The 23,265-nt window shown below is 60.9% G+C and carries 20 protein-coding genes, 2 pseudogenes and 1 riboswitch; of the genes and pseudogenes, 13 read left to right on the plus strand and 9 right to left on the minus strand.

Features of this window, described 5'->3' with window-relative positions; genetic code table 11:
• The first annotated feature begins 130 nt into the window (after window positions 1-130).
• From AYR47_RS04720 to AYR47_RS04730, 3 genes and pseudogenes are all read left to right on the plus strand, one after another.
• The gene (locus AYR47_RS04720) at window positions 131-481 is read left to right on the plus strand and encodes a DUF1090 family protein (protein ID WP_033897113.1); all 351 of its coding nucleotides are present in this window, start codon (window positions 131-133) and stop codon (window positions 479-481) included.
• A 98-nt stretch (window positions 482-579) separates the two neighbouring features.
• Window positions 580-2,241, plus strand: a complete 1,662-nt coding sequence (gene ligB, locus AYR47_RS04725) for an NAD-dependent DNA ligase LigB (RefSeq protein ID WP_061434455.1) — start codon at window positions 580-582, stop codon at window positions 2,239-2,241.
• Window positions 2,242-2,280: 39 nt separating this feature from the next.
• Window positions 2,281-2,674: pseudogene (locus AYR47_RS04730) on the plus strand (DUF1090 domain-containing protein).
• A gap of 6 nt (window positions 2,675-2,680) precedes the next feature.
• On the opposite strand, the gene AYR47_RS04735 reads toward AYR47_RS04730, so the two are convergent.
• A complete protein-coding gene (locus AYR47_RS04735) occupies window positions 2,681-3,130 on the minus strand; it encodes a c-type cytochrome (RefSeq protein ID WP_061434457.1) in 450 nt (149 codons plus the stop codon).
• A gap of 129 nt (window positions 3,131-3,259) precedes the next feature.
• Between AYR47_RS04735 and mltA the strand changes: the two genes are divergently transcribed.
• Entirely contained in the window at window positions 3,260-4,444 is a 1,185-nt protein-coding gene (gene mltA, locus AYR47_RS04740) for a murein transglycosylase A (protein WP_061434459.1), read from the plus strand.
• A gap of 86 nt (window positions 4,445-4,530) precedes the next feature.
• Here mltA and AYR47_RS04745 read toward each other — a convergent pair whose 3' ends face one another.
• Window positions 4,531-4,917, minus strand: coding sequence for an MAPEG family protein (locus AYR47_RS04745; RefSeq protein WP_010207167.1), 387 nt, complete (start codon window positions 4,915-4,917; stop codon window positions 4,531-4,533).
• Window positions 4,918-5,110: 193 nt separating this feature from the next.
• Between AYR47_RS04745 and AYR47_RS04750 the strand changes: the two genes are divergently transcribed.
• The gene (locus AYR47_RS04750; RefSeq protein WP_033897106.1) at window positions 5,111-6,370 is read left to right on the plus strand and encodes a cation:proton antiporter; all 1,260 of its coding nucleotides are present in this window, start codon (window positions 5,111-5,113) and stop codon (window positions 6,368-6,370) included.
• Here the strand turns inward: AYR47_RS04750 and AYR47_RS04755 are convergent.
• The 3 genes from AYR47_RS04755 to AYR47_RS04765 form a co-directional block, all read right to left on the minus strand.
• Window positions 6,364-7,251 carry a formate/nitrite transporter family protein gene (locus tag AYR47_RS04755; RefSeq protein WP_033897122.1) on the minus strand — a complete coding sequence of 296 codons (888 nt, stop codon included), beginning with the start codon at window positions 7,249-7,251 and terminating at the stop codon, window positions 6,364-6,366. The genes AYR47_RS04750 and AYR47_RS04755 overlap by 7 nt on opposite strands.
• A 71-nt stretch (window positions 7,252-7,322) precedes the next feature.
• On the minus strand, window positions 7,323-9,254 hold the full coding sequence (locus AYR47_RS04760; RefSeq protein WP_061434461.1) for a patatin-like phospholipase family protein: 1,932 nt from the start codon (window positions 9,252-9,254) through the stop codon (window positions 7,323-7,325).
• A gap of 99 nt (window positions 9,255-9,353) precedes the next feature.
• A complete protein-coding gene (locus tag AYR47_RS04765; RefSeq protein ID WP_010207175.1) occupies window positions 9,354-9,758 on the minus strand; it encodes an acyl-CoA thioesterase in 405 nt (134 codons plus the stop codon).
• A gap of 198 nt (window positions 9,759-9,956) precedes the next feature.
• A riboswitch (S-adenosyl-L-homocysteine riboswitch) is annotated at window positions 9,957-10,062 on the plus strand.
• A gap of 21 nt (window positions 10,063-10,083) precedes the next feature.
• On the opposite strand from AYR47_RS04765, the gene ahcY reads away from it, so the two are divergent.
• From ahcY to AYR47_RS04790, 5 genes and pseudogenes are all read left to right on the plus strand, one after another.
• Window positions 10,084-11,493 carry an adenosylhomocysteinase gene (gene ahcY / locus AYR47_RS04770; protein WP_016977735.1) on the plus strand — a complete coding sequence of 470 codons (1,410 nt, stop codon included), beginning with the start codon at window positions 10,084-10,086 and terminating at the stop codon, window positions 11,491-11,493.
• 170 nt (window positions 11,494-11,663) lie between these two features.
• On the plus strand, window positions 11,664-12,509 hold the full coding sequence (metF, locus tag AYR47_RS04775) for a methylenetetrahydrofolate reductase [NAD(P)H] (protein ID WP_033897103.1): 846 nt from the start codon (window positions 11,664-11,666) through the stop codon (window positions 12,507-12,509).
• Between the two features lie 81 nt (window positions 12,510-12,590).
• On the plus strand, window positions 12,591-13,673 hold the full coding sequence (locus tag AYR47_RS04780) for a hypothetical protein (RefSeq protein ID WP_033897102.1): 1,083 nt from the start codon (window positions 12,591-12,593) through the stop codon (window positions 13,671-13,673).
• Between the two features lie 63 nt (window positions 13,674-13,736).
• Window positions 13,737-14,529, plus strand: a pseudogene (locus AYR47_RS04785) (substrate-binding periplasmic protein).
• Window positions 14,530-14,750: 221 nt separating this feature from the next.
• A complete protein-coding gene (locus tag AYR47_RS04790; RefSeq protein ID WP_033897100.1) occupies window positions 14,751-16,634 on the plus strand; it encodes a DEAD/DEAH box helicase in 1,884 nt (627 codons plus the stop codon).
• A gap of 67 nt (window positions 16,635-16,701) precedes the next feature.
• On the opposite strand, the gene AYR47_RS04795 is transcribed toward AYR47_RS04790, so the two are convergent.
• Together AYR47_RS04795 and AYR47_RS04800 are read right to left on the minus strand one after the other, a co-directional pair.
• Entirely contained in the window at window positions 16,702-17,280 is a 579-nt protein-coding gene (locus AYR47_RS04795; protein ID WP_061434463.1) for a YceI family protein, read from the minus strand.
• 32 nt (window positions 17,281-17,312) lie between these two features.
• Entirely contained in the window at window positions 17,313-17,864 is a 552-nt protein-coding gene (locus tag AYR47_RS04800) for a cytochrome b (RefSeq protein WP_033897097.1), read from the minus strand.
• A gap of 271 nt (window positions 17,865-18,135) precedes the next feature.
• Here AYR47_RS04800 and AYR47_RS04805 point away from each other — a divergent pair, with 271 nt between their 5' ends.
• Window positions 18,136-19,542, plus strand: coding sequence for an adenosylmethionine--8-amino-7-oxononanoate transaminase (locus AYR47_RS04805; protein ID WP_033897095.1), 1,407 nt, complete (start codon window positions 18,136-18,138; stop codon window positions 19,540-19,542).
• A gap of 30 nt (window positions 19,543-19,572) precedes the next feature.
• Window positions 19,573-20,292: a 16S rRNA (uracil(1498)-N(3))-methyltransferase gene (locus AYR47_RS04810; RefSeq protein WP_061434465.1), complete on the plus strand. Its 720-nt coding sequence runs from the start codon at window positions 19,573-19,575 to the stop codon at window positions 20,290-20,292.
• A 20-nt stretch (window positions 20,293-20,312) separates the two neighbouring features.
• Here the strand turns inward: AYR47_RS04810 and AYR47_RS04815 are convergent, their stop codons facing one another.
• Window positions 20,313-21,536, minus strand: coding sequence for a D-amino acid dehydrogenase (locus AYR47_RS04815; protein ID WP_061434467.1), 1,224 nt, complete (start codon window positions 21,534-21,536; stop codon window positions 20,313-20,315).
• 108 nt (window positions 21,537-21,644) lie between these two features.
• Here AYR47_RS04815 and AYR47_RS04820 point away from each other — a divergent pair, with 108 nt between their 5' ends.
• Window positions 21,645-22,547 carry a LysR family transcriptional regulator gene (locus AYR47_RS04820; RefSeq protein WP_038849427.1) on the plus strand — a complete coding sequence of 301 codons (903 nt, stop codon included), beginning with the start codon at window positions 21,645-21,647 and terminating at the stop codon, window positions 22,545-22,547.
• On the opposite strand, the gene trhA is transcribed toward AYR47_RS04820, so the two are convergent.
• A complete protein-coding gene (gene trhA / locus AYR47_RS04825) occupies window positions 22,542-23,159 on the minus strand; it encodes a PAQR family membrane homeostasis protein TrhA (RefSeq protein ID WP_016976069.1) in 618 nt (205 codons plus the stop codon). The genes AYR47_RS04820 and trhA overlap by 6 nt on opposite strands.
• Window positions 23,160-23,265 lie beyond the last annotated feature (106 nt).

The following is a 23,265-nucleotide window of genomic DNA, read 5'->3' on the forward strand; positions in this document are numbered from 1 at the left end:
CCAAAGCTTGCAGGCCCAATGATGGCCCCTTAGAATCCGCGCCCTCTCGGGCCCTTCACCTTATTTGGATATTGCCCTGCGCCAGCCCGGGATTCATCAGCGCGCAGGCAATCGAACATTGAGGTTTTTCATGCGCATTTCCACGCTCGCCCCCGCCGCCCTGCTGCTCAGCCTGTTCGCCCTGCCGGTTAACGCCGCCGACCTGAGCGCACTGAGCGGCGCCCTGAGCGCCCAACTGGGTGGCGGCAACTCCGGCGACTGCCAGAAACAAGCCGCAGATCTGCAAACCAAGATCGATGCTGCCGAAGCCCAGAAGGACACCTTGAAAGTAAAGGCCTTCAAAGCCGCCCAGGACCAGATCAACAAAGGTTGTGACAAACTTTCTGAAGCCCAGGCCAAAGCCGACGCCAAGCAGCAAACACAGGAGGCCAAGGCCGATAAGCCCGACGCCGTAAAAGCCCTGGGCGGCCTGTTCAAGTAAATAGAAACACCCCGTAAAAAGCCCCGCAGCGTCGGGGCTTTTTTGTGGCCGAGAGGATCATTTAGGCTGGGCACCCTTTCCGGGCAAGGATGCTCACGATGCCTTTACTGATAGCGTTTGTACTCAGCCTTTTACCTCTCAGCGGGTGGGCCGAAGAGTGCCCAGACGCCGCCAGGGCACAGTTCAACACCCTGGCCGAACAGATACGCCTCTGGGACGACAGCTACCATCGCCTCAACCAATCCCCCGTGAGCGATGAACTCTATGACCAGGCACGCCAGCGCCTGGCCCACTGGCGCCAATGCTTCCCCGAATCCACCACGAAACCCGACAAGCCACTGGCGAGTTCACGCGGCACCCTGCCTCATCCCATTGCCCATACGGGCCTTGAGAAACTGCAGGATGAACAGGCCGTCGGCGCCTGGCTGCGAACACGCGAAGATGTCTGGATTCAGCCCAAGGTGGATGGCGTGGCGGTGACCCTGATCTATCAACAAGGTCGCCTGCGACAAGTCATCAGCCGGGGCGATGGCCTCATGGGCCACGACTGGTCCGCCTCCGCACGCAAGATCCCTGGCATCGTCCAACAGTTGCCGGAACCCATCGACCTGGTGCTGCAAGGTGAACTCTATTTGCGGCTCGACGACCATGTGCAGTCGGCTAACGGCGGGCTAAATGCCCGCAGCAAAGTGGCCGGGCTGATGAACCGCCTGCAACTGAGCGACACCGATGCCAGCGGCATTGGCCTGTTCGTCTGGGCGTGGCCCAAGGGGCCAGCTTCCTTTACCGAGCGCCTGGCCACACTGGCGCGCTGGGGCTTCACCGACAGTCGTCGCTTCAGCCAACCCATCCGTGACATCGCCGAAGCCACGCACTGGCGCGCCTATTGGTACAACCACCCACTGCCATTCGCCAGCGATGGGGTGGTGGTGCACCAGGCTCAGCGCGCGCCCGCCGAACGCTGGCAAGCCAGCGAGCCCTATTGGGCTGCCGCCTGGAAGTACCCGGCAGGCAAGGCCCTGGCACTGGTGCGCAACGTGCAATTCAAGATCGGCCGCACCGGACGCATAACCCCCATGCTGGAGCTGGAACCGGTGCGACTGGATGACCGACAGATCAGCCGGGTGAGCGCCGGCTCATTGAAACGTTGGCAAGCGCTGGATATCCGCCCTGGCGACCAGATATCCATCAGCCTGGCGGGCCAGGTGATCCCGCGGCTGGACGAAGTCATTCTGCGAAACACCCACAGGGCAGACCTGAAAGTGCCTGACCCACGGGACTTCCATGCCTTGAGCTGCTGGCAACTGGACCCCGGCTGCGAAGAGCAGTTACTCGCACGCCTCACCTGGCTGAGCAGCAATCAAGGCCTTGCGCTACCCCATATAGGTCGCGAAACCTGGAACGTATTGATCCAGGCCGGTCTAATCGCAGGCTTTCTCGATTGGTTAACCCTGGATGCGGCAGAGCTTGCTAACATTGAAGGCTTCGGTGATCGCAGCCGCGCACGCGTGGTCGAAAGCCTCCACAGCGCGCGGCAACGGCCCTTTGCCCAATGGCTCAAAGCCTTGGGCGTACCGCCCGCGGCACGCAACAACCTGGAAGGCGACTGGCAGACGCTGGTCGCGAGAGACACCCAGGCCTGGCTGGCCATCGATGGCATCGGCCCGGGTCGCGCGGCGCAACTGAGCGCTTTTTTCCGCGACCCGCAAGTACAGGCCTTGGCAGACACATTACGCGTGGCCGGCATCGACGGGTTCTAAACCCAAGCCGACCACCAGATTGCGACTTTGGAGCCCCACATGAAATTTCTAGCCCCCGTTGCCCTGACCGTTGCAAGCTTCATGGCCACACCGTTGCTGGCCGCCGAACAAGCACCACAGCTCACCGGCTGCGCCGCCAAGCGCCAAGCCATCAGCACCCAGATCGAGCAGGCCAAGGCCGCCGGCAACAGTGCGCAACAAGCTGGTCTGGAAAAAGCCCTGAGCGAAGTCACCGCCAACTGCACCGACGCGTCCTTGAAGAAGGAGCGGGAAAACAAGGTGCTCGATGCCAAGCATGAAGTCAGCCGCCGTCAGGGCCGACCTCGACAAGGCCATGAAAAAGGGCGACGCGGACAAGATAAACAAACGCAAAGACAAACTCGCCGAGTCCCGCAAAGAACTGCAGGACGCCGTAGAAGAACTCGACCAGTAAAACCGGTCAGTGGTCCCGGAACTGTTTATGGCAGGCGCTGCAGGCATCTTCGATTTTCTGCACCGCCGGCCCCAGGTTGCTGGCCTTGTAAGGCTGGACCTGGCTGATGGTCACCAACTCACCGGTGGCCGCTTCAAGGTTGCGGGCCAGTTGCTGGAATTGCGCCTGTTTCTGCCAGACATCGTCCTTGGCGCTGGTGTGATCTTCCTCGCGCACGCTCGGGAAATGCTTCCACGGCTCATGGGACAACGCATCCAGCTTGACCGCGCCTTCGGCAAATTTAGCGCCGTCGAAGGGGATGCGCCCACGCAGCATGCCGCCCAGGTCTTCGCCGGTCTTGAGCATCTGCTTGAAGATCGCCTTGCGCTGGCCCAGCGGCGAATTGGGGTCCACGCCGCCACAGGCGGACAGTGTCAGGCAGGCCAGCAATACAACGGTCAGTCTTTTAAAAGTCATGGTGGCTTCGAGGTCACGGGAAACGGCGGCCAGTATCCTCGCCCCGCCCGTAAAGACCAATAGCCCTATTAATAATAAGGGTTGCCCAATTGCACTACCGCGTGGGCAATCGCTTCAGGAATGGTTTGTATGCATGTCACGTTGAAACCCTGGAGCCGCCGCCTGGCGTGGGCTCTGCCGATGATCGCGCTGCTGGCCGGCTGCGATGCGGGCAAAGAAACAGCCAAAGATGAAACTTCGAAGCCCCATGCTGTGGCCACCTATGTCAGCGCACCGTGGGAAGCCCTGCCGGTGGTGTCCGACAGCGACCTGCTGGCCGGCTTTGAATCCTGGCGCAGTGCTTGCCAGCGCCTCAAGGCCGACCCGATCTGGGGAGCTACTTGTGCAGCCGCCGCGACCGTGCCCACGAATGCTACGGCGGTGCGTGGCTTCCTCAAGGAGCGCCTGGATGTATTCGGCCTGCGCTCTGCCGACAACACGCCCAACGGCTTGATCACCGGCTATTACGAGCCGGTCTACCCCGGCAGCCTGACCAAAACCGCCAAAGCCAACGTGCCGGTATACGGCGTGCCGGACGACCTGATCATCGTCAACCTGGAAAGCATCTACCCCGAACTCAAGGGCAAGCGCCTGCGCGGTCGCCTGGAAGGTCGCGTGCTCAAGCCTTACGACGATGCCAGCGCCATCAACGGCCAGGGCTCCACGGCCAAACCGATTGCCTGGCTGACGGACCCGATGGACCTGCAGTTCCTGCAAATCCAGGGCTCGGGCCGCATCCAACTGGCCGGTGGGCGTCAACTGCGCGTCGGTTATGGCGACCAGAACGGCTATCCCTACCGCCCGATCGGCCGCTGGCTGGTTGAACAAGGCGAGTTGAAGAAAGAAGACGTGACCATGGGCGCCATCAGCGCCTGGGCCAAGGCGCACCCGCAGCGCATACCGGAACTGCTGGCGAGCAACCCGAGCTATGTGTTCTTCAGCGCGCGCCCCGACAGCAATGAAGGCCCGCGCGGCTCCTTGAATGTACCATTGACCGCTGGCTACAGCGTGGCGGTGGATCGCAAAGTGATTCCGTTGGGCAGTTTGTTATGGCTGTCGACCACCAAGCCGGATGGTTCGCCGATCGCACGGCCCGTCGCTGCACAGGACACTGGCGGCGCAATCACGGGTGAAGTGCGCGCGGATCTGTTCTGGGGCACCGGCGATGCGGCGGGTGAACTGGCGGGCAATATGAAGCAGCAGGGGCAGATCTGGATGTTGTGGCCAAAGGGTGCGGCGTTGCCACAGGTGCCGGATGCACCTGCGGGGAGCTGAAGACGCTCTGCCCAACTCAATGTATTGGGGCTGTGGTGAGGGGGCTCACCACACAAGCCCACTCCCCCAAGGACCTTTATCAACCGTCAGATCGAGACAAAGAAGAAACTCGCAATCAACGCCATCCCCACGAACCACACAAGCGAACGCAACATCGCCCAATCCGCCAGGTAGCAGATGATGTACAGCAGGCGGCTGGTGATAAACAGCACAGCCAGCACATTGATGGTCACCAATTCGGCCGTACCCGCCAGGTGCGCGATGATCACTGCCGCCGCGAAGGCCGGGGTGACTTCAAAACTGTTGAGCTGGGCACTGTGGGCACGCTTGGCAAACCCTTCAAGGGTGTCCAGGAAAGCGCGAGGGTCGTGGTTCTGCCGTGGGCCGAACTTGCCGCCGCTGAACTTGGCCACACCTGTGCACAGGTAAGGTAGAAAAATTGCGATCAACACACACCAGAAAGCGACCGTCATCACACATTCCTTTTGTAGTTTTAAACAGCGATTAGAGTTTTAGCACTAAAAATACCAAACCGCACTCACCCGCTATGAGCCCTGGCTGGCCCAAAGGTTCTATGGCGTTTTATCCAATGCCTTGCAACATCGTGCCACTGGCGCGGTCCATCCACCCAACCCTGCACTGCCACCCAACCTCCAAGGACCCCGGATGCTTGAACTTGTCGCCGCCTTTATTTGCCTCACCACCCTGCTCACCTATGTGAATTTCCGTTTTATCGGCCTGCCGCCCACCATCGGTGTGATGGTCACGGCCCTGGTGTTTTCGCTGATCCTGCAAGGCTTGAGCGTTCTCGGCTACCCAGGCCTGGAAGAGCGTATCCAGCAATTGATCGGCCAGATCGACTTCGGCGATTTGCTGATGAACTGGATGCTGTCGTTCCTGCTGTTCGCCGGCGCCCTGCACGTGAACCTGAACGACCTGCGCAGCTACCGCTGGCCCATCGGCCTGCTGGCGACCTTCGGCGTATTGATCGCGACCGTGGTGATCGGCAGCTTGGCGTATTACATCTTCGCCCTGTTTGGCTGGCACGTGAGCTTCCTTTACTGCCTGCTATTTGGTGCGCTGATTTCACCCACCGACCCGATTGCGGTACTGGGCGTGCTGCGTACCGCCAATGCCTCGAAACCGCTGAAAACCACCATCGTGGGCGAGTCACTGTTCAACGACGGTACCGCTGTCGTGGTCTTCACCGTGCTGCTGGGCATCGCACAGCTGGGCGAAACCCCGACCGTCGGCGCCACCGCCCTGCTGTTCGCCCATGAAGCCATCGGCGGCGTGGTATTCGGCGGTCTGATCGGCTACTTGGTCTACCTGATGATCAAGAGCATCGAGCAGCACCAGATCGAAGTGATGCTGACCCTCGCCCTGGTGATCGGCGGCTCGGCGATGGCCACCGAGCTGCACGTCTCGGCACCGATTGCGATGGTGGTAGCCGGTCTGATCATCGGCAACCTGGGCCGCAAGCTGGCGATGAATGACATGACCCGTCGCTACCTCGATGGCTTCTGGGAGCTGCTCGACGACATGCTCAATGCGCTGCTGTTCGCCCTGATCGGCATGGAACTGCTGCTCTTGCCGTTCAACTGGTTGCACGTATTCGCCGCCAGCCTGCTGGCCGTGGCAATCCTGCTGTCGCGCCTGTTGACGGTGGCCCCGGCGATCCTGCTGCTACGGCGCTGGCGCACGGTGCCACGCGGCACCATCCGCATCCTCACTTGGGGCGGTTTGCGTGGTGGTGTATCGGTAGCGTTGGCCCTGGCACTGCCGCTGGGCCCGGAGCGTGACCTGCTGCTGAGCATCACGTACATCGTGGTGCTGTCGTCGATCCTGTTGCAGGGCTTGAGCATCGGCAAGCTGGTCAAGCGCGTGACCCGGGATGAGCCCCAGGCCGCACCTGACACTCACTGATCCTTGTCGATCCGCTGCGGATGCCTGGGGTCCGCAGCCTTCTTGCCTGGCAGGCTGCTTTCGCTGCGAATCTGCGCGTGGCTGATCAGCGCAAAGATAAAGCTGCCGCCAATGATATTGCCCGCCAGCGTCGGCCCGGCGAACACCAGCCAGAAGTCCTTCCACGCCAGTTCGCCGGCAAACACCAGGTATGACACCTCCGCCGAACCCACCACGATATGGGTAAAGTCCCCCAGCGCCATCAGGTAAGTGATCAGGATGATGATGAACATCTTGGCGCTTTCCATCGACGGGATCATCCACACCATGGTCGCGATCATCCAGCCGGAGATGATGCCTTTGGCGAACATCTGGCTGGCGTCGTTTTCCATGATCTTGCGCCCGATTTCGAGGAAGGCCTGGTCAGTCCGGGTATCGAAGATCGGCAAGTGCAACATCACATAAGCCACCAGCAGGGTGCCGCACAGGTTGCCGACCAGTACCACCGTCCATAATCGCAACAGTCGCCCGGCGTTGCCCAGGGTGGGCTTGCTCATCACCGGCAGCACCGCCGTCAGGGTGTTTTCGGTGAACAACTGCTGACGCGCGAGGATCACCGCCAGGAAGCCTGCGCAGTAACCGAAGCTGGCGATCACCTTGAAGGCTTCGCCATCCGGCAGGCGCGAGTTGAGCAACCCCATCGCCATCAGCGACAGTCCCATGGTCAACCCGGCGGCCAACGCCGACCACCACAAGGCGGCGACGCTGCGCTCCAACTCCTGGTCGCCCTGGGTACGGATGATTTCATGCAATACCGCCGCGCGGGGTGGCTGGTTTTTGTCGACGTCCTGCTGCTCTTCCTGCGACAGGTTGGGGGTTTTGCCTGATTCGTCGGTGGCCATGATCATCCGGAGTCCAAGGGGTGCCTGTAGCTACGACACGCCGCCGCGATGGCTGTTCAGTGGCCAGGCAACTAAACCTTTAGCTTCCAGGCCTTGGCCATCTCCACGGTGGTAGAACTGGAGGCCTTGTCCCAGGGCTTGTTGCGCGCCTTGTAACTGTCCTCAAGGGTGTCGAGTACCCGGTTGAATTCGGTGGCCGTGGTGGACCATGCCAAGTCTTGGGCCGCACGGTGCAACAGTTCAACGTTAGACTCGGGCTGGCCGGGTCGGAACAGCGACGGGTAGATCACCTCACGCGTGAAGTTTTCAGCTTTCGTCGCAATATCACGCACGCTCATCTCAGCGACAGCACGGCCAATGACCTTGGACTTCGGCAATGCACCGCCTGCGATCTGCTTGGCCGCCGCTTGCAACAACTGCTGAAAATTGGGCTGACGGGCGACATTGAGGCGCCGCCCCAACCAATCGATGTGCTCCGGACGCTGGGCAAGGACATCGAGATTGCGCAGAGCCGATAAGATTTTCGGCGTGAACACCAACGCGCCTTGCGCCTGGTTCGCCTCGGTAATCGCAGAATCCAGGACTTGCAACGCCTGTTTTGCGCTATCCCGAAACATCAGCACATCCGAGGCGGCGGGGTCTTTTTGCAGCGTCGGTTGCACGCTGGCGAGCATTGAATCATCCATGGCCAACACGGCGTCATCCAGCGATTGGAAAGCGTGGTGCTCAAGTGCGGTGGTGCGACGCTCCAAATGCGCGTCTACCGCCTGGCGCGCCTTCGCTTGCAGGTGTTGCTTCTGCTCATCCTGCATCGTGAAGTTGACCGTGCCCGTGAGCAGGCCTCGAAAATCGCCTTTTTCAGTCTTGAGGGGCAATGTCACGATCTGCTCGGCGAACGCTTCGAGCTTTTTGTCCTGGAAGGCACCAGCAGCCGAATGCGCAACGCCCGTGATGCGATCTGCCAAGTGGCTCAAAAAACTGCCACTGCGCGCTCGCTCACCAGAGGCATCTGACTCGAACTTGACGATCAACGCCTCGGACTTGGCCAGGGGGCTCTCGGGAAACGCCCGATCCACCACACCTGGCGCCGGGGTATTGAGCAGCAGGCCACCATCCTTGAATGCGGTGCTTTCAGCTGACGCCTGAAAGCCATGACCTTGTTCCACGGGGCTCTTGAACACCAGTGGCAACGCGCCGGAAATATGCGCCGCCCTGGCGATGTCCATCTGCGGCGTCAGGCTCGCATTGAACACCACCAGCTGTGGACGGTCGGCAAACATGCCGGTGCCGGTGATGTTGAGTTGCTTGATCGCAGGTACATCCCGACTCAGCACCTCAAGATCACCAAACGTAGGAGCGCCTCCGGCACTCAACCTGTCAGCAATGCGCATGATTTGCGCCGAGCGGGTTTCCCGAGGGGTTTGCGCGATATGACCCAGAATCGACTGGCGCGACTCATTGCGAATCAGTTCTTCAAGGGGAAGTGCCTCGGTCTGCAGGCGCGGCAGCAAGGTCATCAACAATTGCGAGGTACTGCCGACGGCGCCGGGCAAGCGCCCGACCAGCTTGCCCAGTGTCGTACTGGCATCCTGCATCCAGGCCGTCACGGCGTCTTGGCTATTGAGCAGGCTTGGCAAATCGATACCATCCGACAACTTGTCGAACGCTTCAGCCCCCATGCCACTGGCAATCAGTGCTGCTGAAATAGCACCGGCAGATGAGCCGGAAATCGATTGGATACCTTGCAGCTTCTGGGCGTCCTCAAGTGCCCGCACCACCCCCGAGAAAGCAATGCCCTTGGCGCCACCGCCACTGAGTACCAGGCTGGTAACAGGGGGGGCCGATAAAAACACGTCCACCCGTCCCTGCTGATCACGCATGAGTGTCACATTGCGCGTGCCCACCCCCTCCACCAGCGGCGTCTCCACCGCTTGCTGGGTCGGGGCATACGCCTCTTCAGTCACTGAGGGTTGAATCTTGGTGATCGAGTTAAACACTTTCATCCATGGGCTCTCTCTACAGGGTGTGGTCCTGAGTGATGAGAGCGCCTGGGAAAGATCCGTGCGGAATGATTTGGTAAAGCAAATCACAGCGCAGCAGGGTTACTCGGGAAGGCTATCGTCCTTGAACTGGTCCTTCACGTACCGGATCTCGGTGCGGCCGTGGGGCGCGGGCAGACCATCTTCGCCGAGGTTGACGAAGACCATTTTCTCTACCGTGAGGATACTTTTTCGGGTGATCTTGTTGCGCACTTCACAGGTCAAGGTGATGGAGGTGCGACCAAATTCGGTAGCGGTAATGCCCAGTTCGATGATGTCGCCCTGGCGCGAAGCGCTGACGAAGTTGATTTCGGAGATGTACTTGGTTACCACGCGCTGGTTGCCCAGTTGGACGATGGCGTAGATCGCCGCCTCTTCGTCGATCCAGCGCAGCAGGCTGCCGCCGAACAGGGTGCCGTTGGGGTTGAGGTCTTCGGGTTTTACCCATTTGCGGGTGTGGAAGTTCATGGTCACTCCAAAGCGTCTTGCGAAATGATGGGCAACATCATGGCAGAGCCTGGGCCCAAGCTCTACGCACCATTGCCTATCAACCCCATCAGCGATCTTCATATGGCCGACGGAAAGGCTTGGGAAGTCTGGCGCACACGGCTATAATCGGCGCCGTTTCAAAACGGTCATCTCTAGTTGATACCGTTCTCCCGCCACCTGTCCGAGGGGCGCTGCAGCAGGTTCAACCTGTCAGGCTCGGATGGGGCGTTGTCCGGCCTGGTTAGCCAGCTGGATACTAAACGCACAACGGCGCCCATTCGCACACTACGAATGGAGGCTCTTCATGAGCGCTGTAAACACGCCTGCAGATTTCAACGACTACAAAGTCGCCGACATGTCCCTCGCTGCCTGGGGCCGTCGCGAAACCTTTATCGCCGAATCCGAAATGCCTGCCCTGATGGGTCTGCGCCGCAAGTACGCCGCTGAGCAACCGCTCAAAGGCGCGAAGATCCTCGGCTGCATCCACATGACCATCCAGACTGCCGTGCTGATCGAAACCCTGGTTGCCCTGGGTGCCGAAGTGCGTTGGTCCTCTTGCAACATCTTCTCGACTCAAGACCAGGCCGCTGCCGCTATCGCCGCTGCCGGTATCGCTGTATTCGCCTGGAAAGGCGAGACCGAAGAAGAGTACGAGTGGTGCCTGGAGCAAACCATCCTCAAGGATGGCGCGCCATGGGATGCCAACATGATCCTCGACGACGGCGGCGACCTGACCGAGCTGCTGCACAAGAAGTACCCGCAGATCCTGGACCGCGTCCACGGTGTGACCGAAGAAACCACCACCGGCGTGCACCGCCTGTTGGACATGCTGGCCAAGGGCGAGCTGAAAATCCCGGCCATCAACGTCAACGACTCGGTGACCAAGAGCAAGAACGACAACAAGTACGGCTGCCGTCACAGCCTGAACGATGCCATCAAGCGCGGTACCGACCACCTGCTGTCGGGCAAGCAAGCCCTGGTGATCGGCTACGGTGACGTGGGCAAGGGTTCGTCCCAGTCCCTGCGTCAGGAAGGCATGATCGTAAAAGTCTCCGAAGTTGACCCGATCTGCGCCATGCAAGCCTGCATGGACGGTTTCGAAGTGGTTTCGCCGTTCATCAACGGCCAGAACGACGGCACTGAAGCCAGCATCGACAAGGCCCTGCTGGGCAAGATCGACCTGATCGTGACCACCACCGGTAACGTGAATGTCTGCGACGCGAACATGCTCAAGGCCCTGAAGAAGCGCGCTGTTGTCTGCAACATCGGCCACTTCGACAACGAAATCGACACGGCTTTCATGCGTAAAAACTGGGCATGGGAAGAAGTGAAGCCACAGGTACACAAGGTTCACCGTACCGGTGCAGGCGATTTCGACCCGCAGAACGACGACTACCTGATCCTGCTGGCTGAAGGCCGCCTGGTTAACCTCGGCAACGCCACTGGCCACCCAAGCCGCATCATGGACGGCTCGTTCGCCAACCAGGTACTGGCGCAGATCTTCCTGTTCGGCCAGAAGTACGCCGACCTGTCGCCTGCCCAGAAAGCCGAGCGCCTGACCGTGGAAGTATTGCCGAAGAAACTCGACGAAGAAGTGGCCCTGGAAATGGTCCGCGGCTTTGGCGGCGTAGTGACTCAACTGACCAAGACCCAGGCCGACTACATCGGCGTGACCGTCGAAGGTCCGTTCAAGCCGCACGCTTATCGGTACTAAGCAGCTGCAAGCTTTCAGCTACAAGCGGCAAGTAAAAGCGCTTGTGGTACAGGGCTTGCTACCTCATTGCTCTTTGAGCAGCTGAGAGATGTGAGCTTCAAGCGACAAGATCAGGCGCACCGCCGCTCTTGCCGCTTGAAGCTTGCAACTTGCAGCTGGAGACCTCCCCCATGTCCCAAGACCGTCGCTACAGCTTCGAGTTCTTCCCGACCAAGACCGATGCTGGGCATGAAAAACTGATGGCGACTGCTACGCAGTTGGCCAGCTACAACCCCGACTTCTTTTCCTGCACTTACGGCGCCGGCGGCTCGACCCGTGACCGCACGATCAACACCGTGTTACAGCTGGAAAGCCAAGTCAAAGTTCCCGCCGCTCCGCACTTGTCGTGCGTGGGCGACAGCAAGGCCGACTTGCGCGGCCTGCTGACCCAATACAAGAGCGCTGGCATCAAGCGCATCGTCGCCCTGCGCGGCGACCTTCCGTCCGGCATGGGCATGGCCAGCGGTGAGCTGCGCCACGCCAATGACTTGGTGAGCTTTATCCGTGAAGAGACCGGCGATCACTTCCACATCGAAGTGGCGGCTTACCCGGAGATGCACCCCCAGGCACACAGTTTCGAAGACGATCTGCAGAACTTCGTGCGCAAGGCCAACGCCGGCGCCGACAGCGCGATCACCCAGTACTTCTTCAACGCCGACAGCTACTTCTACTTCGTCGAACGTGTACGGGCCATGGGTGTGAACATCCCCATCGTACCGGGCATCATGCCGATCACCAACTACAGCAAGCTGGCGCGCTTCTCCGACGCCTGCGGTGCCGAGATCCCACGCTGGGTGCGCAAGCAATTGGAAGCCTATGGCGACGACGTCAAGAGCATCCAAGCGTTTGGCGAACAGGTCATCACAAATATGTGTGAAGATTTGTTGAACGGTGGTGCACCGGGGCTACATTTCTATACCCTTAACCAGGCCGAACCGAGCCTTGCGATCTGGAACAACCTCAAGCTGCCGCGCTGAGGTTGTTCAAGCAGTACCCAGGCCCTCGTTTATACGGGGGCTTTTTTGTTCACACACTCCCGGAATGGAAGCCAGCAGTAAATGAATACAGCGTCCCCGACCCCTCGCCCACAGCTGGTTTACCTGGTATTTGGCGCCGAGACCTACCATCAGGAAGCGGTATTCAGCATCGCCAGCGCACTCGCGCATCTGGGCGGTACGCAGAACATGCCGTTGGACATCCAGGTGTTCAGCGATAACCCAACGCCCTACGCGGGACTGCCGGTGCAGGTCCACACACTGGACGACGCCACGCGCCAACGCTGGAGCGAGCCCCACGGCTACCATTTCCGCACCAAACATGTGCTGTTGCGCCAAGTCCTCGAAACCTCGGAACGCGCGCTGCTGATCGACACGGACACGTTTTTCCACGACTCGCCCATGGCACTGTTCGAACGCGTCGCCCCCGGCACCTTGCTGTGCAATGCGTTCCACGCCAAGTACGGCGATAACCGCGAAAGCCCGCTGTACGGTTCCCTGGCGAAGGTATTGGCAGAAAAAGGCTTGGCCGATGACGACATGCCTCTGCTCAATTCCGGCGTCATGGGCCTGGCCCGAGAGGACGCGCACCTGCTGGATCACTCCATCAAACTGATGGACGAGCTGTTTTTACTGGCGGGCGGTGCCTATACCCTTGAGGAGTTCTGCCTGTCGGTAGTTGCCTACCGCACGGTCAACGTGCGCCAGTGCCCGGACCTGATCCACCACTATTGGAGCCGCAAGCAGCTGTTCCGCGCCAAGGTCAAGGCGTGGATCACCAAGCACGCCGCCGCCCCCATCAACGCCGAGGCGTTGGCCGACACACGCAAAGTCTCCGCCCACCTGCCGCGCCCACCGCGCCTGCAGCGCCAGATGTACAAGCTGATCACCCTGGCATTGCCCAAGCGCAAGCAGCAGTTCATCCGCGAGATTCTCTACGGCTGCTACGAACACGAAAACGAATTCGACCAGGCCTGTGGCCCGGTTTGGTGGGACAAAGCCCGGCAGAACCAGGAAGAACGCCAGAAATGCCCGGTGGATGCGCACCAATTGGAACACTGGTTCGCCAACCCCTTGGTACGCCTGATTCTCGGCGAGCGGCGCGCAGCCATCCATGACCACCTGATGAGCTCAGAGGCAAAATAGCATCGCCCGCAGATGCGTGTGCCAGAGCTTCTCTTTAAGGCAGGAGCGTCGTAACCTCAGGGCATGCCCATCATTTTGAAGCTTGTGACCGCTGCCCTTTTGACTTGCCTGAGCCTGGCCGCTTACGGCGAGAAACTGCGCATTGTCACCGAGCCCTGGGCGCCCTATGTGTATGAAGAACAGGGCACCATTCAGGGGCTGGACTACGAAACCACGGTGATCGTGTTCCAACGCCTGGGCGTGGATGTGCAATGGCAGTTCCTGCCCTGGAAGCGCTGCCTGGCCATGCTCGACCAGGGCCATGCCGACGGGGCGCTGGATATTTTCCACAGCCATGAGCGCGATGCCTTGCTGCTGTACCCCAGCGAACCGCTGTCGGAGGTGGAATTCGTGCTGTTCTACGCCAATGAGCGCCCCCATCCCGTTCAAAGCCTCGAAGAGGTGCGCGGCCTGACTGTCGGTACGTCGCCGGGATATCTGTACGGCGCGGCATTCAGCGATTCCCCCCTGTTCAACCGTGAGCCCGCCCCCAGCCATGAAGCCAACTTCGGCAAATTGATGCTCGGGCGTATCGACCTGGTGATCACCGACCGCCGCGTAGGCCAGCATGTGATCAATACGCTGGGCCTGGAAGGCAAGGTCAGCCAGGCGCCGGTGGTGGTCAGCCGCCAGCAACAGTTCCTCGCGGTACGCCGTGGCGCGGGCATGGATCTGTTGGTGCAACGCTTTGCCGCCGAGCTCAAACGCTTCAAGCAAGAGCCGGCCCTATAGCGTTTTGAGCGCCAAATATGGTGGAATCCAAGCGATTACGGGGTCTGGACGCACCGTTGAGCAGCAGGAAAGCAGCGCGCCGTGATTGCTCTGTTATACTCCGGCCTTTCCGCCAGGCTCACGCCCGGCCGCTGATGTCTTGAAAAAGGCACCCAACCCCGCTACAGCGCAGCTTTCAGCCCGCGCGAGCCGGTGGAGTGCCCGCCAGACGCAGCAGGACCGGACGGGATAACGCTCCCCTAAGCGTCATTCACGCCCGGCAAGATTATCCCTTTGGGCCAAGCCCTAACTAAAACAGGATTACTCATGTCCTTTGCTTCCCTCGGTCTCTCCGAGGCTTTAGTCCGCGCCATCGAGGCAGCGGGCTATACCGAGCCTACTCCGGTGCAACAGCGGGCCATTCCCGCCGTGTTGCAAGGTCGCGACCTGATGGTCGCGGCTCAGACAGGTACTGGTAAAACCGGCGGCTTCGCCCTCCCGATTCTGGAGCGGTTGTTTCCCAATGGTCACCCGGACAAATCCCAGCGTCACGGCCCGCGCCAACCGCGCGTACTGGTCCTGACCCCCACCCGCGAACTCGCCGCCCAAGTGCACGACAGCTTCAAGCTGTATGCCCGCGACTTGAAGTTCGTCAGCGCCTGCATCTTCGGCGGCGTCGGCATGAACCCACAGGTTCAGGCCATGTCCCGTGGTGTGGACGTACTGGTCGCCTGCCCGGGTCGCTTGCTCGACCTGTGCGGCCAAGGCAGCGTCGATTTGTCCCACGTGGAAATCCTCGTGCTGGACGAAGCCGACCGCATGCTCGACATGGGCTTTGTCCATGACGTGAAAAAGGTCCTCGCGCGCCTGCCGGCCAAACGCCAGAACCTGCTGTTCTCGGCCACGTTCTCCCAGGACATCACGGCCCTGGCTGGCAAGCTGTTGCACAACCCGGAGCGCATCGAAGTCACGCCGCCGAACACCACGGTCGAGCGTATCGAGCAACGTGTGTTCCGCCTGCCTGCCAGCCACAAGCGTGCGCTGCTGGCCCACCTGATCACCGCCGGCGCGTGGGAACAGGTGCTGGTCTTCACCCGCACTAAGCATGGCGCCAACCGCCTGGCCGAGTACCTGGACAAGCACGGCCTCACCGCCGTCGCCATTCATGGCAACAAGAGCCAGAACGCGCGCACCAAGGCCCTGGCTGACTTCAAGGCCGGCACCGTACGCATCCTGGTCGCCACCGATATCGCCGCCCGCGGCCTGGATATCGACCAGTTGCCACACGTGGTCAACTTCGAGCTGCCGAACGTCGATGAAGACTACGTGCACCGTATCGGCCGTACTGGCCGTGCCGGTCGCTCGGGTGAAGCCATCTCCCTGGTGGCGCCGGACGAAGAAAAACTGCTGAAAAGCATCGAACGCATGACCAAGCAGAAAATCGCCGACGGCGACCTGATGGGCTTCGATGCCAGCACCGTGGAGGCCGAGAAGCCTGAAGCGCGCGAGCGTCCAGACGTGCGTAATCCGCGCAACCCACGCGGTCCGAAGGGTGATGGCCCGAACGGCGGCGGTGGTGGCGGTGGTCGTCGCGACAAGGGCAAAGATAAAGGCAAGGAAAAATCTGCGACCAGCGGCCGTGGCGAACGCCCAGCCCGTGAGCAGAAACCCCGTGAAGGTACCCCGGCCCGCGAACAGCGCCAGCCGAGCCAACCGCCACGCGCCGCTGCCGACCGTGCGCCGGACGAATTCCTCGACGACGACGTGGATAACTTCGGTAACCGCGTCGACTACGTGCCACAGGCCAAACCGGCCCAAGGCCGTGGCCGTCGTCCAGGTGCCCCGGCACAGGGCGCAGGCGCTGGCGCTCCACGTGGCGGTCAGCCACAAGGTGGTCGTCAGAATGGCCCCCGCAACAGCAGCGGCGGCACCACCGGTACACCACCTGCCAAGCGCAACGGCCCGCGTAACGGCGCGCCGCGTGATGGCCAGGCTCGCCGCGAAGACTCGCGCAGCAACAACCGTCGCCCGGCCCGTGACGACCAGCCTCGCTCGTCCGAGCCGGCCGTGCAGAACCCACGCGGTGGCCCGGCGCCAAAGATCATCCACAAGGAGTCGAAGGCTGATCGCTTCCCGACACCCGAGCAGTTGGATCAACTGCCAGGCCGTCCTCGTGGTGAAAAGCCAGCGTTGCTGACCCGCAACCGCTGAGTTTTGTAGCCCAATAAAAAATGCCCCGCATCTTTCGATGCGGGGCATTTTTTTGTGCAGGCAGAAATTACTTCTGCTTAACACCTTCCAGCGAGATGTCCAGGTCCACAGTCTGCGAGGACGGGCCTGGGCCTTTGATGCCGAAGTCGTTCAGGTTGACGGTGGTCTTGGCGTTGAAGCCGGCACGCTCGCCGCCCCACGGGTCTTTGCCCTCACCGTTGAAGGTGGCCTTGAAGGTCACCGGTTTGGTCACGCCGTGGAAGGTCAGGTCGCCGGTCACGTCAGCGGTTTTTTCGCCGGTGGACTTGACGGCAGTGGAGACAAACTTGGCGTCAGCGAACTTGGCAACGTCCAGGAAGTCTTTGCTGGCGATGTGCTTGTCACGTTCTGCGTGGTTGGACCACAGGCTGGCGGTTTTCACGTCGACCGCGATTTTGCTGGACTCAGGCTTGGCGGCGTCCCAGCTGAAGGTGCCATCCCAGTCCTTGAAAGTACCGTGGATGAAGCTGTAGCCCAGGTGGCTGATTTTCCAGTCGATGAAGGCGTGCTGGCCTTCCTTGTCGATCTTGTAGTCAGCAGCCATCACCTGACCTGCAGACAGCAGGGCAGTACCGATTGCCAGAGCGGCGAGGGTCTTTTTCAACATGCGTTCTATTCCTTGTGAGTCGAGGTTGAACATCAGGCTTTGCGGCCCAGCATACGAAGCAGGGTCACATCACGGTCAATGAAGTGGTGTTTCAACGCAGCCACGCCGTGCAAGCCGGCGAAGACCACCAACACCCAAGCGAGGTACAGATGCACCAGGCCGGCGTTATCTGCCTGGTCCGGTAGTCCGGAAACCACGGCAGGAATCTCAAACAGGCCAAACACCGGGATACCGACACCGTCTGCGGTGGAAATCAGGTAACCAGCGATCATCACGGCAAACAACCCGAGATACAGGAACCCGTGGCCAAAGGCAGCGCCGATACGGGTCATGCGGCTGTAGCTGGCCAGCGGTGGCGGCGGCGGGCTCACCAGACGCCAGACAATACGCACCAGCATGATGGCGAACAGCGTGATGCCAATGCTCTTATGCAGGTCCGGCGCGTCTTTACGCCAGGCGCTGTAGTAGTCGAGACCGACCATCCACAGGCCCAGGGCGAACAAGCCAAACACCACCAGGGCCACGCCCCAGTGCAAAACCATGCTGACCCAGCCATAGCGGGCCGGTGAATTACGTAACTGCATGTACTTAATCCCGTAGTAGTGCGCCCAAGACTAGCGATTTACCTATCGAATTAAAGCGGAAAATTTCGCTTTGAAATATCGAGAAATACGATCAATAGCCTATGCATAATAAATTAACGAGGGATTAAGACTATTCCTAAGAAACGTGACAGACCGTCCTGCCTTTACCGTCAATTCACGTGTAATGCCTTGTGACATAGCCGTCCATTGCATAGGCTTGCGCGATTGTTTTACCTGCGCCCGCCGCAGGACCGCTTCGAGGAGATCACCGATGGGCTTGAACAACCAGTGGATGCAACGCGACCTGGCGGTGCTGTGGCATCCCTGTACCCAGATGAAAGACCACCAGCAACTGCCGCTGATCCCGATCAAGCGCGGTGAAGGCGTGTGGCTGGAAGACTTCGAAGGCAAGCGCTACCTCGATGCCGTCAGTTCCTGGTGGGTCAACGTGTTTGGCCACGCCAACCCGCGTATCAACCAACGCATCAAGGACCAGGTCGACCAGCTGGAACATGTGATCCTCGCCGGCTTCAGCCACCAGCCGGTGATCGAGCTGTCCGAGCGCCTGGTGCAGATGACGCCCGAGGGCCTGACCCGCTGCTTCTATGCCGACAACGGCTCGTCCTGCATCGAAGTCGCGTTGAAGATGAGCTTCCACTATTGGCTCAACCGCGGCCTGCCGAACAAGAAGCGCTTCGTCACCCTGACCAACAGCTACCACGGCGAAACCATCGCTGCGATGTCGGTGGGCGACGTGCCGCTGTTCACCGAGACCTACAAGGCGCTGCTGCTCGACACGATCAAAGTGCCAAGCCCCGATTGCTACCTGCGCCCCGAAGGCGTGAGCTGGGAAGACCACTCGCGCACGATGGCCCAGGTAATGGAGCAGACCCTCGCCGAGCACCACGACACCGTTGCCGCCGTGATCATCGAACCGCTGATCCAGGGCGCCGGCGGCATGCGCATGTACCACCCGGTGTACCTCAAGTTGCTGCGCGAAGCCTGCGATCGCTACGGCGTGCATTTGATCCACGACGAAATCGCCGTAGGCTTCGGTCGCACCGGCAGCATGTTTGCCTGTGAGCAGGCCGGCATCCGCCCGGACTTCCTGTGCCTGTCCAAGGCCCTCACCGGTGGTTACCTGCCGTTGGCCGCCGTGGTCACCACCGATGACGTGTACGACGCGTTCTACGACGACTACCCGACCCTGCGCGCCTTCCTGCATTCCCACAGCTACACCGGCAATCCGCTGGCGTGCGCGGCAGCGTTGGCGACCCTGGATATTTTCGAAGAAGACAACGTCATCGAAAACAACAAGGCCCTGGCCCAGCGGATGGCTAGCGCCACCGCGCATCTGGTGGACCATCCACATGTGTCGGAAGTGCGCCAGACCGGCATGGTGCTGGCCATCGAGATGGTCCAGGACAAAGCCACCAAGACCGCCTACCCCTGGCAGGAACGCCGTGGCCTGAAGGTGTTCGAGCATGCCCTGGAACGCGGCGCATTGTTGCGGCCACTGGGCAGCGTGGTGTATTTCCTACCGCCCTATGTGATTACGCCGGAACAGATCGACTTCCTCGCCGAAGTGGCCAGCGAAGGCATCGACATCGCCACCCACAGCAGCGTCAGTGTTGCCGTGCCGAAAGATTTCCACCCAGGCTTCCGTGATCCGGGCTGATGGCCCGCACCCTTTTTTCAGAGAACCGAAATGAGACTGTCCCGTTTTTTCACCGACACCCCACTGAGCCTTGGCGATCACGAACTGCCGGAAGCCCAGGCGCACTACATCAGCCGTGTGCTGCGCATGGGCGAAGGTGACGCCGTGCAATTGTTCGACGGTTCCGGCCAGGAGTTCCGGGGCAGCCTGCTGGAAGTCGGCAAGAAACGCGTTAGCGTGCAACTCGTCGAAAGCTTTGCCGGCCAAGCTGAATCGCCGCTGCACATCCACCTGGGCCAGGGCTTGTCCCGGGGCGAGCGCATGGATTGGGCCATTCAGAAAGCCACCGAACTGGGCGTCAACGCCATCACGCCGATTTTCAGCGAGCGCTGCGAAGTGCGGCTCAAGGACGAACGCGCCGACAAACGCCTGCTGCACTGGCGCCAGGTGGCGATCAGCGCCTGCGAGCAATGCGGGCGCTCCACGGTACCCGTGATTCACCCACCGCTGCTGCTGACGGATTGGTTGAAACAGACCGAAGCGGACTTGAAGCTGGTGCTGCACCCGGTGGCCGAGCCGATGGTCAGTCACGCCAAGCCTTCCAGCCTGGCCTTTCTGATCGGCCCTGAAGGTGGGCTGACCGACAATGAAGTCGACACCGCCCAAGCCGCCGGCTACCACGCGGCCCGCCTCGGCCCACGTGTATTGCGTACCGAGACTGCGCCGGTGGTGGCGTTGGCGGTCGCCCAGCAGTTGTGGGGCGACTTCTAACGCCTTCTTTTGCAACCCGATCAAATCAGCGCTGGCTCAAGGCCCTGCATATCAATGGAAGGGGCGCGCTGGCTGATCAGCTCGGCCAGCAGTTGGGCGCTACCGCAGGCCAATGTAAAACCCAGCGCGCCGTGGCCAAGGTTTAGCCACAGGTTGCTGCAGGTACTGGCGCCAATCAGCGGTACGCCGGTCGGCGTCGCCGGACGCATACCGGCCCACTCCACCGCATGGGTGTAATCGCCCGCCAGTGGAAAGGTCTCCATGGCCTGGCGTTTCATCAGCGCAAGGCGCTTGGGTTCAAGGCGGGCGTCGAAGCCAACGATATCCACCATCGCTGCGACCCGCAGTTGCTCACCAATACGCGCGTAGACGATCTTGCGGTCGTAGTCGGTGATACTCACATTCGGCGCCTGGTGTTGAGCACCAATCGGTACGCTGAGGCTGTAACCCTTGAGCGGGTACAGCGGCAACGGCACACCCAACTCGGCGCTACGATATCCGGCCGCCAGCACCAGATGCTCAACGGGCATCACCTCATCCCCTAACTCGATGGCCTGCACTGTGCCCGCGGCGTGGCGAATGCCGGTGACCTTGCGGCCCAGCAAAAACCGGCAACGTCCCGACGCTTCCAGCCGCGCCGCCAACTGCTGGCAGAAGGCATGACAATCAGCGACTTCTTCATTCGGCGTGTAGATCCCGCCGACAAAACCACCGTCCGCCAGCGCGGGTTCGAGGCGTGCGCAATCGGCGGCTGAGACCACTTGCTGTTGCAGGATATCGGTGACCTTGCTGCGCGCCTTTTCAAAGGAAGCGCCACTGCGAAAGGTCACCAGCTTGCCGTTGCGTCGCCAGTCAAAGCCGTCCAGGCGATCATCCTCGCGCCATTGCTGCAAGGTGTCTTGGCTCAGCGAAGCCAGGCGCAGCAGATGCGCGGCATTGCGCTTGTTTACCGAGCCCCGACAGGCACCGAGAAACGCCGCCATCCAGCGCCACTGCTGCGGGTCGAGGCGCGGGCGCAGCTTCAAGGGAGAGTCACCGCGCAACAGCCAACCGATGGCTTGCAGCGGCACACCCGCATCGGCCAGTGGCGCCACGTAGCGATAGGACAGTTGACCGCCGTTGGCGAAGCTGGTCTCGCTGCCCAGGGTCTCGCGCGCGTCGATCACCGTCACCTCATGACCGGCACGCACCAACGCATAGGCGCTGGCCAAGCCAATCACCCCACCCCCGATAATGCACACCATTTGCGCCGTCCGCCGTTGAATCCAGAGGTCTCAAGCCTAGGGGCAGGTGACAGGCCGCTGACAATGAATAAAGATGGCTCACCTATAAACAAAGGTTATGGACGTGCCATGCGCTTGCGTCATATCGAAATCTTCCAGGCCATCCGCCAGACCGGCTCCGTCAGCGCCGCCGCGCAGTTGTTGCATGTATCGCAACCGGCGGTGACCAAGGTGCTGCAACACGCTGAATTGCAGCTGGGCTTCCCGCTGTTCCTGCGAGTGCGCGGCAAATTGCAGCCCACCCCGGAAGCCCTGGCGCTGGAAAGCGAAGTGGAGAAAGTCACCGAAAGCCTGCAAGGCGTGCGACGCCTGGCCAAGAGTCTGCGCCGTGCACCAGGCCAGAGCGTACGCATCGGTGCGATCCCGGCGCTGGCCTTGTCACTGCTGCCGCCGGCGATTCTGGAATGGAAGCGCGACTACCCGGACATGGCCTGCGAACTGTCCAGCGACCATAGCCGCGAGCTGGTGCAGAAGCTGCTGATGCGTGAGATCGACCTGGCGCTGACGCTCAACTTCTCGGGCCATCCGGGGTTGACCACGCAGGTGCTGGCCAACGGCGTGCTGGTGGCGCTGGCGTCCAAAGGCTATTGGTCCGACGCCGAGCTGAGCCAGCCATTGCCCCTGGCAAATCTGGCAGGCACGCCGCTGATTGGCCTGTCCAGCGCCGACCCGCTGGCCGCGAAACTCGACAGCTACCTGGAAAACGTCGACCCACCGCCACGGGTGACAATCGCCGTGCAAACCTACTCCCTGGCCCGCGCCATGGTGGAGTCCGGCGCCGGCCTCACAGTCATCGACCCCTTTACGGCCCTGGGTGCCTCGACGGCCACCACGTGCATCCGCCCGCTCACCCCGCCGCTGCCGATTACCCTGTACGCCCTCACCCGCGCCGATGAACCGCCGCCGCACATGCTGGCCAATCTGCTGCAGATCTTTGGCCAGCGTGCCCGTGAGCTTCTGGAGCGTTTATAGGACGTAATGCATGATCGCCACGAAGTGCAGCAAACTCCCGCCGATCACAAATAAATGCCAGATTCCATGGGAGTGGCGCAGGCGATCCTCCAAGGCAAAAAAGATGATGCCGACGGTGTATAAAACGCCGCCCGACGCCAGCCAGATAAACCCCGCCGTGCCCAATGCGGCAAGCAGCGGCTTGACCGCCACCAGCACAATCCAGCCCATCACCGCGTAAATCACGATCGACAGGATGCGCGCCTCGGAGCGCGGCTTGATCTCCTGCAGAATGCCGATCACCGCCAGCCCCCACACGATGCCAAACAGCGTCCAGCCCCACGGCCCTCTCAAGGTCACCAGGCAAAACGGCGTGTAGCTGCCGGCGATCAGCAGGTAGATCGAAAAGTGATCGACCTTCTGCATGATCTCTTTTCGCCGCCCCTTCACGCTGTGGTACACGGTCGAGGCGCTGTACAACACCATCAGGGTAAAGCCATAGATCGCCACGCTGACAATCTTCCAGGGGCTGCCGTCCAGGCTCGCCACCACCAACATCCACACCGCGCCGATACAGGCCGCAACCGCCCCAAGCAAATGGCTCCAGGCGTTGAATCGTTCCCCGTGATACATGTGTCACTCACCTCGAATAACCGTTATCACCTTGAGCATTCTGACGCCACCCACTCACTATCAGGTAACACCCTTTCTTCATTTGCACGAACACTACCGCCCATTG

Source organism: Pseudomonas azotoformans, from assembly GCF_001579805.1.
Lineage (GTDB): Bacteria > Pseudomonadota > Gammaproteobacteria > Pseudomonadales > Pseudomonadaceae > Aquipseudomonas > Aquipseudomonas azotoformans_A.

Coding starts and splice junctions, on each gene's coding strand:
- AYR47_RS04720 (WP_033897113.1), top strand. CDS start 131: ATGCGCATTTCCACGCTCGCCCCCGCCGCCCTGCTGCTCAGCCTGTTC.
- ligB (WP_061434455.1), top strand. CDS start 580: ATGCCTTTACTGATAGCGTTTGTACTCAGCCTTTTACCTCTCAGCGGG.
- AYR47_RS04735 (WP_061434457.1), bottom strand. CDS start 3,130: ATGACTTTTAAAAGACTGACCGTTGTATTGCTGGCCTGCCTGACACTG.
- mltA (WP_061434459.1), top strand. CDS start 3,260: ATGCATGTCACGTTGAAACCCTGGAGCCGCCGCCTGGCGTGGGCTCTG.
- AYR47_RS04745 (WP_010207167.1), bottom strand. CDS start 4,917: ATGACGGTCGCTTTCTGGTGTGTGTTGATCGCAATTTTTCTACCTTAC.
- AYR47_RS04750 (WP_033897106.1), top strand. CDS start 5,111: ATGCTTGAACTTGTCGCCGCCTTTATTTGCCTCACCACCCTGCTCACC.
- AYR47_RS04755 (WP_033897122.1), bottom strand. CDS start 7,251: ATGGCCACCGACGAATCAGGCAAAACCCCCAACCTGTCGCAGGAAGAG.
- AYR47_RS04760 (WP_061434461.1), bottom strand. CDS start 9,254: ATGAAAGTGTTTAACTCGATCACCAAGATTCAACCCTCAGTGACTGAA.
- AYR47_RS04765 (WP_010207175.1), bottom strand. CDS start 9,758: ATGAACTTCCACACCCGCAAATGGGTAAAACCCGAAGACCTCAACCCC.
- ahcY (WP_016977735.1), top strand. CDS start 10,084: ATGAGCGCTGTAAACACGCCTGCAGATTTCAACGACTACAAAGTCGCC.
- metF (WP_033897103.1), top strand. CDS start 11,664: ATGTCCCAAGACCGTCGCTACAGCTTCGAGTTCTTCCCGACCAAGACC.
- AYR47_RS04780 (WP_033897102.1), top strand. CDS start 12,591: ATGAATACAGCGTCCCCGACCCCTCGCCCACAGCTGGTTTACCTGGTA.
- AYR47_RS04790 (WP_033897100.1), top strand. CDS start 14,751: ATGTCCTTTGCTTCCCTCGGTCTCTCCGAGGCTTTAGTCCGCGCCATC.
- AYR47_RS04795 (WP_061434463.1), bottom strand. CDS start 17,280: ATGTTGAAAAAGACCCTCGCCGCTCTGGCAATCGGTACTGCCCTGCTG.
- AYR47_RS04800 (WP_033897097.1), bottom strand. CDS start 17,864: ATGCAGTTACGTAATTCACCGGCCCGCTATGGCTGGGTCAGCATGGTT.
- AYR47_RS04805 (WP_033897095.1), top strand. CDS start 18,136: ATGGGCTTGAACAACCAGTGGATGCAACGCGACCTGGCGGTGCTGTGG.
- AYR47_RS04810 (WP_061434465.1), top strand. CDS start 19,573: ATGAGACTGTCCCGTTTTTTCACCGACACCCCACTGAGCCTTGGCGAT.
- AYR47_RS04815 (WP_061434467.1), bottom strand. CDS start 21,536: ATGGTGTGCATTATCGGGGGTGGGGTGATTGGCTTGGCCAGCGCCTAT.
- AYR47_RS04820 (WP_038849427.1), top strand. CDS start 21,645: ATGCGCTTGCGTCATATCGAAATCTTCCAGGCCATCCGCCAGACCGGC.
- trhA (WP_016976069.1), bottom strand. CDS start 23,159: ATGTATCACGGGGAACGATTCAACGCCTGGAGCCATTTGCTTGGGGCG.